This window comes from Hymenobacter qilianensis (assembly GCF_014638675.1).
Classification (GTDB): domain Bacteria; phylum Bacteroidota; class Bacteroidia; order Cytophagales; family Hymenobacteraceae; genus Hymenobacter; species Hymenobacter qilianensis.
The window spans coordinates 24,771-35,200 of sequence record NZ_BMFN01000008.1 but is presented as its reverse complement, the minus strand read 5'-3'; the positions used below and the strand labels follow the sequence as shown (position 1 = coordinate 35,200).

At 56.1% G+C, this 10,430-nt stretch carries 8 protein-coding genes; 4 read left to right on the top strand and 4 right to left on the bottom strand.

The window, feature by feature from the left end; translation table 11 throughout:
• The first annotated feature begins 2,010 nt into the window (after nt 1-2,010).
• Entirely contained in the window at nt 2,011-2,424 is a 414-nt protein-coding gene (locus IEW06_RS20620) for a hypothetical protein (protein WP_187734703.1), read from the top strand.
• A 104-nt stretch (nt 2,425-2,528) separates the two neighbouring features.
• Here the strand turns inward: IEW06_RS20620 and IEW06_RS20615 are convergent, their stop codons facing one another.
• The 3 genes from IEW06_RS20615 to IEW06_RS20605 form a co-directional block, all read right to left on the bottom strand.
• Complete coding sequence (locus IEW06_RS20615; RefSeq protein WP_187734704.1) at nt 2,529-2,900, bottom strand: hypothetical protein; 372 nt, start codon at nt 2,898-2,900, stop codon at nt 2,529-2,531.
• A 247-nt stretch (nt 2,901-3,147) separates the two neighbouring features.
• Nucleotides 3,148-3,630, bottom strand: a complete 483-nt coding sequence (locus tag IEW06_RS20610) for a hypothetical protein (protein WP_187734705.1) — start codon at nt 3,628-3,630, stop codon at nt 3,148-3,150.
• Between the two features lie 591 nt (nt 3,631-4,221).
• A complete protein-coding gene (locus IEW06_RS20605; RefSeq protein WP_187734706.1) occupies nt 4,222-4,950 on the bottom strand; it encodes a hypothetical protein in 729 nt (242 codons plus the stop codon).
• Between the two features lie 465 nt (nt 4,951-5,415).
• Between IEW06_RS20605 and IEW06_RS20600 the strand changes: the two genes are divergently transcribed.
• From IEW06_RS20600 to IEW06_RS20590, 3 genes are all read left to right on the top strand, one after another.
• Nucleotides 5,416-5,940 carry a hypothetical protein gene (locus IEW06_RS20600; protein WP_187734707.1) on the top strand — a complete coding sequence of 175 codons (525 nt, stop codon included), beginning with the start codon at nt 5,416-5,418 and terminating at the stop codon, nt 5,938-5,940.
• Nucleotides 5,941-6,411: 471 nt separating this feature from the next.
• Nucleotides 6,412-6,852 carry a hypothetical protein gene (locus IEW06_RS20595; RefSeq protein ID WP_187734708.1) on the top strand — a complete coding sequence of 147 codons (441 nt, stop codon included), beginning with the start codon at nt 6,412-6,414 and terminating at the stop codon, nt 6,850-6,852.
• Nucleotides 6,853-9,135: a T9SS type B sorting domain-containing protein gene (locus tag IEW06_RS20590; protein WP_188548879.1), complete on the top strand. Its 2,283-nt coding sequence runs from the start codon at nt 6,853-6,855 to the stop codon at nt 9,133-9,135. It begins immediately after the preceding gene.
• 1,070 nt (nt 9,136-10,205) lie between these two features.
• Here the strand turns inward: IEW06_RS20590 and IEW06_RS20585 are convergent.
• The gene (locus IEW06_RS20585) at nt 10,206-10,403 is read right to left on the bottom strand and encodes a hypothetical protein (protein ID WP_188548878.1); all 198 of its coding nucleotides are present in this window, start codon (nt 10,401-10,403) and stop codon (nt 10,206-10,208) included.
• Between the last annotated feature and the right edge of the window lie 27 nt (nt 10,404-10,430).

The following is a 10,430-nucleotide window of genomic DNA, read 5'->3' as shown; positions in this document are numbered from 1 at the left end:
TCAATTTATCGTTCTGTTTTTCAAGTCCAAACACTGCAAAAAAGTTGTATTGCGGATTACCTTATAAATCCCGGCTTTTTTTGCTCTCAACCCGAGGCTCACGTGGATCCTTCTCGGAGCTGCTTGGGTCCCGCAACGATTTAAGAATTAAATTATTTAAGGAGCGTTCGTTCTGCGGAAAGGAGAGTTCCGCTTTTATCTAACACTCGCTCGAAAGGGGCTTGTGCCCCAGCGGCCGTATGTCATCTAATATAACGTCTCACCTAAATCGGCCATTTTAGGACTATTGAGGTGAAATAGAAGGCACATAAACCTATGCCGGTTCCTCCCCCGGGGTTCTCAAATGCGGAAATTCCGCCGGTGTTACCGCTGTGGGCTTAGCCTCGGGAGATTCGGGATAACAATCGTAGTAGCCGTCTTCGTGGCTCTCTGACTCTGCCAAGCGGTCGAGTCGATAGCGATTGTCCGTTGCTCCAGCAACTCCAGCTGATGCCTAGCTTTGTACTGTTCAAGAGCTATCGGAGCAGAGACGAGGGCCACCGCTCCTACGAAGGCAATTACGAGGTTGTAACGGCCCGCTATGTGGGCAGCTTGAATAGTAGCGTTTTCTTCTGGGGACATGCTATAGACGGTGGGGGTTAAGTCTGTGAGCGGGGAAGCGCCCATTGGAGGGCTCAATGTTAACAGCACGAAGGAACGGGGTTTCCCCAGCGCCAGAAAACGCGAGCGGAGCAAACCACTCCTATCGAAATTACGCCGCCCTACGCCTTGGATTCGGGGTTTCTCGGCAGATACTACATTTCCCTGGCTTTCTTTCATAAGGGGAAGTACGGCCCGTATAGGACCGGCCCAAAGTCAGTGGGCATGGTTTCAGTGAGGACGCCGACAAATATGAATCATCCCAGTGCCTATCCGGCTCAAGCTGGGGGCGAAGTTGTGGCTACGAGGGATGCAGCAATGAATTCGACGACGTGTGGGCATGAAAGTGCTATACTCATAAGGTACTGCGCATTGGTAACTGACCTTCGGGTTTCGCCGCACCTTTCGTCGAGCAAACCAAGGCGACACCAAACGCACCCAAAGGAATGTGCGAAAGCAGGGTAGGTGGTAGGCTTTAGAAAGAAACACCCCCGTAAAAGGGCGGTTTATTTTTCCCAAAGGTCAGACCAGCCCGTACCGAAATGGCGTCAGGACATCCCAGTTTTCCCGTTTAGAACCAACCACCCCTTCAGCTCCAGCGGCTATGGCTCCTACAGGGTTGCATTTTCGGGTTTTTCCGTACGTGGGAGGAAATTTGGATTCTTCAGATTCCCCGGCGATGTTCCAGCGGCTGATAGAAGGCAGGCGCTAAGTCGTGGCTGGTATCAAGCATTACAAGGACAAAACCAGCCAACTTAGGACTGATAACGCCCGCCTTATCAGTACTGCCTTTTGACGCTTTACAGTTGCGAAACGAGCGTTTAACAACTGTACACCCTCCCGTACAAGGACCGATACGACCCTTGTTATCGAACCTTATCCAGAGAGACGCGATGACCTAAAAATGCCGGTCAAACCGGCCCTGCGTCTCTACCGCTTTTTTATGGGCCGAAAGGGCTGGTAGGGGTACCCCCTGTTTCTCGCCCGTGAAAATGGCAACTTTACGACAGCGCGGAGCAATAGAAATCCTAGAATAAGGAAAGATGAACCTAACGGAATTAAAGCAAAAATTGGATCACTTAGGCGTGAAACCCAAGAGCTACTCCCTCTTTGGCGAGTTGACGCCGGACACAACTATTTTAGTACGTAATTACTACAAGTGGGAGGTTTTCTATTTAGATGAGCGTGGGGGAAGAAATGATGAACAGACATTCTTATCTGAAAGTGATGCGTGTGACTATCTGTATAAGATTTTCGCGGAAAGTAGAAGAATTGAAATAAAATACGGCGTCAATACGTAAGTAGGGTTCAGCTAAATTGGACTTTCCTGCCCCTAGTTGCCCTAATGGCTTATAAGAGCACTTCCTTCCCATGACGGCCGAACTGGACGCCCTACTCTTCGCCCTTCCCTTAATGCCCCGGCCGGAAAGCTCCCCTTTCAATGCCGAAGGGTTCGTGCACCAGAATGGCCAAGCGCCGCCCGAATACTTGCAGGCGATGGCTCGCTATCAGGGTGGAGCCGGGCAAGTGGGAACAGCATATCTTGATTTATGGGAGCCGGCAGACGTGTTGGAAGCCAATGCGGCCTATCAGGTAGAAGAGTTTGCGCCGGGATTCACCATTTTTGGGTCGGACGGGGGCGGCATGGCTTACGCCTTCGAGCGCACCAGCGGGCTTATCTATGCGTTTCCCTTCATCGGCATGACCATGGCGGAACCCGCCACCTTCCGGAGTCACTCCTTTGAAGGGTTTTTGATGGGGCTAGCAACGCAGGGTGACCAGTAAGGACTCCACGCGTACGCCCGGCTGGGCAGCTAGTGGTGGTAAAAGTGACTTTACTTGCTGTGAAAGGTCGTTTGCAGCATGTAAAAAGGGGATGAATAGGCTGCTTACAACTGGATGATGGTCTGTAGCCCTTTCTGGGCCGGCAGGTAGAAAAGCGTCGTATCCCCGGCTACAAACGCAGCCGAGTGCGGGAGCCAGCGAACAGCCACCCACCGGGGACTAATCGAGCGCACGATGGTTAATTGCCAGTTCCCAGCCGGAAGTGGCCTCACGTAATGGTTACTTAGGGTATCGCGCAGGTGCTGGTAGAGGAACGTGCCCAGTGGTACTTGTAACAAGCGCGGATTGACTGTTCCGGTTAGGGCCTGCTCTACTCGTACAGGCGGGGGCAACACCGCTGTACGGGGCGGTAAATGCGCTTGTGCCCAACCCGTCAGGGGAGCTACGAGCATCAACGTGAAGAATGCTTTTACCATACCAAATAAAGAGTCCTTACAACATACCCTTTTTTCTCTAACCCCCGGGTCTGTAGTGTCGAAAACTATGCGCTGGTCCTACTAAAGTACCATTCTGCTAAGTAAGTCAACAAGAGCTTAATTTCTATCTATTTCCAAGAAGGCTCTTATAACTCTTGTTATGTAAATGACCATTTCCGATATCAGCGATCACTCACTACTACTAAAAGCCTCTTTGTTTTCTTCTACTTCGGATAGCCCCACCCTCTTAGCCGTCGATGTCAACGAGAAAGGTGATTTTGGCCAACTTTTCTTCTTGGAAAACTAACGTTGCCAGCACGTCGCCTTCAACATTGATGACCTGCAAGCAGTCTTGGCTACGAGGGAGTCCCAGTTGGTGCAAGACGGTCCTTTTCTCCGTCCCCAGTACGAGTAAGGGAGCCAACAAGGGTTCGGAACGGGTGATCGTAAAGGCCGCCGTAAACGTGTTGTCTGCACTGGTAAAGCAGGTAAACTGGTTCGCCCCGTTGGAAAAAGAGACTAAGCGTCCGTCGCCGAGTTTCGGCGCTCGTTTGGCGCGCACATAGTGAGCGCCGACTAACCGAGTGTAGGAAAGACGTTCGGTTAACCCACTGAGGAAGGCATTATTCGTTGTTTCGGTAAATGGTGCCTGCGGCACGCGCGCCTGGGGAAGGCTGTCTGGTAGAGGAGAGCAGAAAAAGGTCAGGATCAGCAACAAGGGAAACCACATGAGTACAGAAATTAGCTCGGCGCGAACCTAGTGAATAAACCAAAGGAATCGGGTAGCAAAGACCGCACCTGCCAAGCAAAAACTAATTGTGAGAGTGAGCAACGGGGCTTCTTCAGGGTGTTGAAACAGAAGCGCACCTAAACCAACTCTTGTCCGAGAAGGTGGATTATGTAAAGCAACAAACTGCTCTCTGTCCTCCTCCTTCGCTTGAGGAGTAGATTTGCGCGTGTACTATCAGTTTGCTTAACTAAGCTTATGAAATTTATTATACACCCATAAAATGAGTAACAGAAGTAGATTCCCTATCAAGGCATAAAATACTAGAGACATCATTATAAACGGTTGATAATGATTGTCCCTATAGTATATCCAACTGATAAGGTTGGTGCAAAGAACAAGTAGCCACCAAAAGAGTGATGCCTTTATACTCCTTTTCATCTTCTTAGTCATATCAAAGTGCCAGTACCATTTCAAATGTAAAGTGGGCCTTAGCGATACGTATCCGAAAAGGGATTATTATAGTAAAACATCACTCCATTGTCTAATAATGGCCATTATGTATATGACGTATGCCGTCTTCCGTCTAACGGCTTACTGCACGATATGACTACGCACCAGCGTCCAGGTTTGGGGCTGGTCGTTATACCAGGTGCGCTGGCGTACGATCCCCACGTGCGGGGCCCAATAGTAGTGCGAGGGCCAGCCGTACTCGGACCGATCACTCAAGGGGATGTTTACCTCCAGCACGTCGGCATAGGTCGTGTTCCCGATTGGGACGGGCGCGGTGTGCCAGTAGGACTTTAGCTCTCCGAACAGGTAGCCCACGGGGGCCTGATCCCGGGCGATACGGTAGGGAAAGACGGTGGTGCTGCCCTCATCGGCCGTGCTGTTGGGCAGGGAGAGGCCGCGCCGAATAGTCCAGCACGGATAGCCGCTGATCGAAGCATCCTCTGGAATCGAGAGCCCGCAGGTGCGAAACACGCTATAGACCCGCTCCGGCCCGCCCCGGCTCGACTGGGTCAGCAGGCGGAAGTTCTCGTACTTCTCATTGACGCGGTTATACTGTTGGTCCCAGCGCCGGGTCACGAAGGCTTCGCGGTGGGTGACCCAGACGCTGTCGAGTTGGCGGGAAGCCGAGTCCTGGTAGATCCAGTAGGTGCCGGGCTCAAACAGGGTGTAGGCCTTCAACTCGGTGGGCAGGGGCATGGCCTCGGGCTCGGGTTCGGGTTTTTTGCAGGCGAAGGGGACGACGAGCAGCAACGAGAGCCACCGCCAGCGGTTCATTGCGACAAAGGCTACAGACAAGCAAGGGGTATCCATACCTAAGGCTGGGCGTAACAACCGTGCCACCTTGGTGCGGGGCCGTCAACCGATAAAGGACGCCGTACCCTTGCTTTTGCGAAAGCTGCGCTAGTTAGACAAAAGGCAGAAAACGGGCTGCTGCCAGCCGGTCTGGATTCTGAGAATAGTTGCTTAACATAACGTATGTTATATCCGTCTTGAATTTATCCTACTTAGGGCGTGAACCAAGCGTAGGCTTCTGGGAAGAGGTGTCCGAGAAGATCTTTTATGTCAATCAACTATTCCGCGAAAGTAGATAAAAGGTAGACCCGCCGTTTCTACTTTTTGTCTAACTAGCGCGTTTTCCAGAATAACATGCGTCGTATCTTTTCGCCTCTTTCCCTCGCCCTACCTGTATGCGGCGCGTAGCCCTCTTCCTGTTTGCCTTTCGTGCCCGTGCCGGGGCCTGTTACCAACAAGTTGTGCTTCCTGCTAAAAAACAAAATGAATATTCAAGAAGGATTTAAAATTGACGAACCCGGTATTTTCATTCCCTGGGGCATTGACGAACATATGTTGACTCAAAAATTGAATGGGCACGGCTATAACCATGTAACAACCGGCTATTACACCATCTCATGCAAATCCTTGAATGGCCTGAACTGTATGCTTGGATTTCACTTCGAACCAAGAAAAGATGGGTTCTTAAATGAATTAGAATTTTTTAGGACGGATTATAGTGACCCAGGGAAATCATTCACTGAATTCCAATCCTATTTTGAAGCTGAATTTGGGAAACCGACTTTGGAAGCAAATGGAAACGAAGGATTTAAAAATTATGCCTGGAATCTCGATACCGTTCAAATAGTTCATTATGTATTCGACCGATTTGGGCCAGAAGAACACATGAGAATCAAAAAAATAAACAAGTCCGAAAGCACCACAACCGCTAAAAGCAAGCGGGCGGATAGTATTAAAAGAAACGATAATATAGTAACTAACCTTTGGTCACGGCTGATCGGCAAGTAGCTGTCAATCCCGCCTGCTCATAGCCGCGGCCCGTTATGGGGACGGTGCTCGACGAAGCAACTGGGCTACCCGTGCGCCCCGTGCTCATGGCAAAAAAGAACACGAACTCGGATCAGATAACGACGGATTCCGCGGGACGCTTCACCTTGTCATCTATCGCTGGCGGCTGGCGCTGTCCCCAAGTGACCCTTGTGGTCGAAGCCCGGCCCTATCAGCCGGTGGAAATCAGCATGCCGGCTGGGGGCAAACAAATGATTTATCTTTCTTCCTTGTCCCGCCGTCTACCGAAAGGAAGCGTGAAGCACTTGAATTAAGCCTTGTGCTTCACATAATGCCGTTTATACGACGAAAGGAGGCTGCACGAGCCCTTCGACGACTGGTGATTCGGCATTTTTTGGCGGCCCTGCAACCCAAAAGAACGCTAGCGTCTCTCCAGGGAAAGACGCTAGTGCACCTTTTCCATACAACCCGATGAAATTGCTGTATTCCTGGGCCGTGGGCCTGCTGGGCTTGACTGCCTGCTCCAAAGAAAATAACGTCACTCCTCACCTTCAGGCAGCTTTTAACCAAGAAGTGACGCTGCGCTATTCCCAAACCGCCAGCCTGCCCGACCTGCAGGCCCCTGAGTTGACGCTTACCCTGGAAGACGTGCTGGATCAGCGGTGCCCGCCCTGCTTTTCCCCGGGCACGGTCCAAGCCGTCCTGGCGGTCCAGAGCCAGAACGGCGAGCGGCAAGCCGTCCGGCTGTGTTTGGGGTGTGGTAGCGCTACCGGGCTGAGTGATTCGGCGGCGGTGCAGGCGAATAATCAGCGCTATGTGCTGACCCTGCACCAGGTCACGCCCGTGGACACCGGCAGCGGCGGCAACGGCCCGAAAAAAGACAAGCAAGCGGTGCTGACCGTCCAGCGATAAGTGGGAGCCCCGACTCTGCCGTGGCTGCGCGCCGTCCTGACGGGCCTCGTCCTGCTGGCCACCACCGGCTGGGCTGCGGCCCAGCTGCCCGCCTCGCAGTGGTATTTTGGCCGGCAGGCGGGGCTGGATTTCCGGCCGGGTAGGCCGGTGCCCCTGACCGATGGGCAGCTTACGACCTTCGAGAGTTGCAGTAGCCGGGCCGACAGTCTGGGTAATTTACTTTTTTACACCAATGGGCTGACGGTCTGGAACCGTCAGCACCAGGTAATGGCGGGCGGTACTGGGCTGCCGGGCGACGTGTCAGCCGCCCAGTGCCTGATTGTGCCGCAGCCCGGTCATGGCGACGTTTACTACGTGTTTTTGCCGGCTGAATACAATCAACCCACCGGGTTTCGCTACGCCCGGGTGGATATGCGCCGGCAAAATGGCTTGGGGGAGGTTGTCCTCCGCCAGGGGCTACTCCACGGCTCTTCTACTGAGCGCGTGACGGCCATCCCCCACCAAAATGGGCACGACCTGTGGATACTGGGCCACGAGCGCGACTCGGATGTGTTCTTTGCTTACTTGCTCACGGCGCAGGGGATCACCGCTCCCCCGGTGCTGAGTCGTGACGGCTTTGTCCACCAAGGCAGCCAAGTCGTGGGCCAATTGAAAGCGTCACCGGACGGGCGGCGGCTGGCCCTTACGGCGGGCACCTTTACTCCGCCCCCCGGGCAAAGCCGGGCCAGCGTGGAACTACTGGACTTCGATCCGGCCACGGGCCGCCTGACGAATCCCGTCCTTCTGCCCCCAGCCGTGCTGACTAGCTACGGGGTAGAGTTTTCCCCGGACGGGACCAAACTCTACGTCACGGATCCTTCGGCGTCAGCGCTTTTCCAGTACGATCTGACCGCCGCCAACCTCGCCGCCTCGGCGATGCCAATTGAGGATGCCTCGGTCGCAGGACAGGCCCTCAGCGCCAAGTTCGGCCTCCAACTGGGCCCCGACGGCCGAATATACGTGGCCCATACCGACCAGGCGGACCGGACCCTGGGCGTGATTACGGAGCCCAACCGTCGCGGGGGCCTGTGCGCGTACGTGGATCAAGGAGTGAGCTTGGGGGGGCGCCAATCCTGGCACGGCCTGCCCTCGTTTATGCAACGGGATCTGTGGTACTTCACCGGGCAGGGCACGTGCCAGGGAAGTCCCTATGCCTTTACGCTACCTATCACCTATGGGGCTGACTCCGTGCGTTGGGACTTCGGAGACCCGGCCAGCGGGCGCAACCAGTCCACTTCAGTAGCGCCCACCCACGTCTACGCGCTGCCCGGCCGTTATCTGGTCACGCTCACGCTTTTCCTGCCCGGCGGCTACCCCTTCGCTATCCGCCGCTACATGGCCGTGGCCCCGCGCCCGGTGGTCAGCCTGGGCCGGGATACGGCCCTATGCCCCGGCCAAGCCCTGGTGCTGACTGCTGCCCAGGCCGCCACCTATCGCTGGCAGGATGGCTCCACCGCCGCCACCCTCCGGGCCCAGCAGCCGGGCTGGTACTGGGTGGAGGTGACCAACGCGGCCGGCTGCACTACCCGCGACTCGCTGCGGCTCACCGCTGCGCCCGTGCCCCAGGTGCGGTTAGGCGCGGATACGGTACTCTGTGTGGGGCAGGCCCTGACCCTGCGGCCCCGCACCCGAGAGGCGGGCACCCGCTACCGCTGGCAGGACGGATCCACGGGCGCGACGCTGCTGGTCAACCAGCCCGGCACCTACTGGCTGGAAGGCACTAACGCGGCCGGCTGCAGCCAGCGCGACTCGCTGCGCCTGTTCTACTTGACCCCGCCCACGATCTACCTGGGCCCCGATACGGCCCTGTGTGCGAGCCCCGAGCAGCCCTTCGTCCTGGATGCCACGCTGCCGGGTGTGCGCTACCGCTGGCAGGACGGCTCGACGGCGGCCACTTTCACCCCCACTCAGTCAGGCACGTACTGGGTGACGGTGTCCACGCCCGTGTGCAGCGCCACGGACTCGATCCGGGTGCGCCTCTACGACTGCCGCCAGCAGGTGTTTGTGCCCAACATCATCACCCCCAATGGGGACGGGCGCAACGACCAGCTGCACATCACCGGGCTGGGCACGGCGGCGTGGTCGCTCAGCCTGTTCAGTCGCTGGGGGCAGGCGGTGTTCCGCACCGAGCACTACCAGCAGGACTGGGACGCGGCGGGCCTGCCCGCGGGCAGCTATTACTACCTGCTGCAGGAGCCCACGACGCACCGCAAGCTGGTCGGCTGGGTGGAAGTTGTGCACTGAGTTCTCCCTGGCGCGGGGCCGGATCAACCACTTGCGGAGACACCCGTTAGTTACGGAAGTTGCCGAAGCTACCTAACATAATGCGGGTGACTGTTGCAAAACACCCAACAGGGAATCCAGGCGGTTGCCTGGGCGACAACTAGCGGCAAAAAAGACTGAAGGAGCGTTCCTTGTTGGCTGCCGAGGGGACTCACTGATCTGTTTGCCGCTACTGCCAGACTTTTGCAACAGCCACGCGGCTTATACAACTACTTTCGTGACCAAACGAGCCATAGCCCCTCTGTTCCGCCCCCCCTACCTTTTGACTGTGGGATGCCGCCCCTACAAAGCTTTGCGGACGCCCCCAATACCCTCCCATTCCCTCGGTCAAGGTTGTGCGCCATGCCTCCCCTCGCTGGTTTGTAGCGTATGACGACGATCGCTCGTGCTAATTCTCGGCCGAAAAGAACCTCCCTATGACCTCATTTGATGATGAACGATCAGGTGAAATACAATAGGAATAAGGTGAGTAGAATGCCCTTCTCAGGCCCTATCCGAAAGACGATGGCGGTTTAAATCACCCTTTCGCCGAACGGGCTGCTGCGGGCTAGCGGGGAGCGCTAGCCAATTCCCCTGCCTTAGGAAGTCCTTTTCATAACGTATAAAACACTGATAATCACCTGCCCATCTTCCTTCATGGCCAGCAGTAAAGTCTGAATTGCCGACATGTTGAGTTGTGGCTTCCCGGCCCAGCGGGTAGGTTTACGGTGGGGTGCACCACGGCTCCTCCTCACGCGCCGCTCATGCCGAAGTACTACGCCCGTTTTTTCTTCCGATCGGGCCGCAGCGGTGCCGCGCGGCCCCGCACCATACCCCGGCACACGGCCCTGAAGGCCTTGCTGATCGGGCTGCTGCTGGCCGGTCCGGCCTGGCGCCCCGCGCAGGCGCAAGCGGTCGTTCCCCCCTGGGAAGTGGCCGTGGCGCTGGGCCGGGACCAGACCCCCTACATCCGAGCGCTGACCACCGACGAGGCGGGCAACCTCTACCTGGCAGGCTTTTTTTACGATTCCCTGCGCCTGGGCGACCAGCTGCTACGTAGCCGCGGCGGCCGGGACGGCTTTATCGCCAAATGGAATCCCTCGACGACCCGCTTTGAGTGGGCCCAGCAACTGGCCGGCGCTGAAAATGAAGAAGTGATCACCCTGGCGACCGCCGACAGTAGCGTTTATCTCACCGGCACCTTCACCAGCAGTAGCGTGCGCCTGGGCACGCTCCTCCAGGCCGCGCAAGGCGGCACCGGCGATGACAACGCCTTC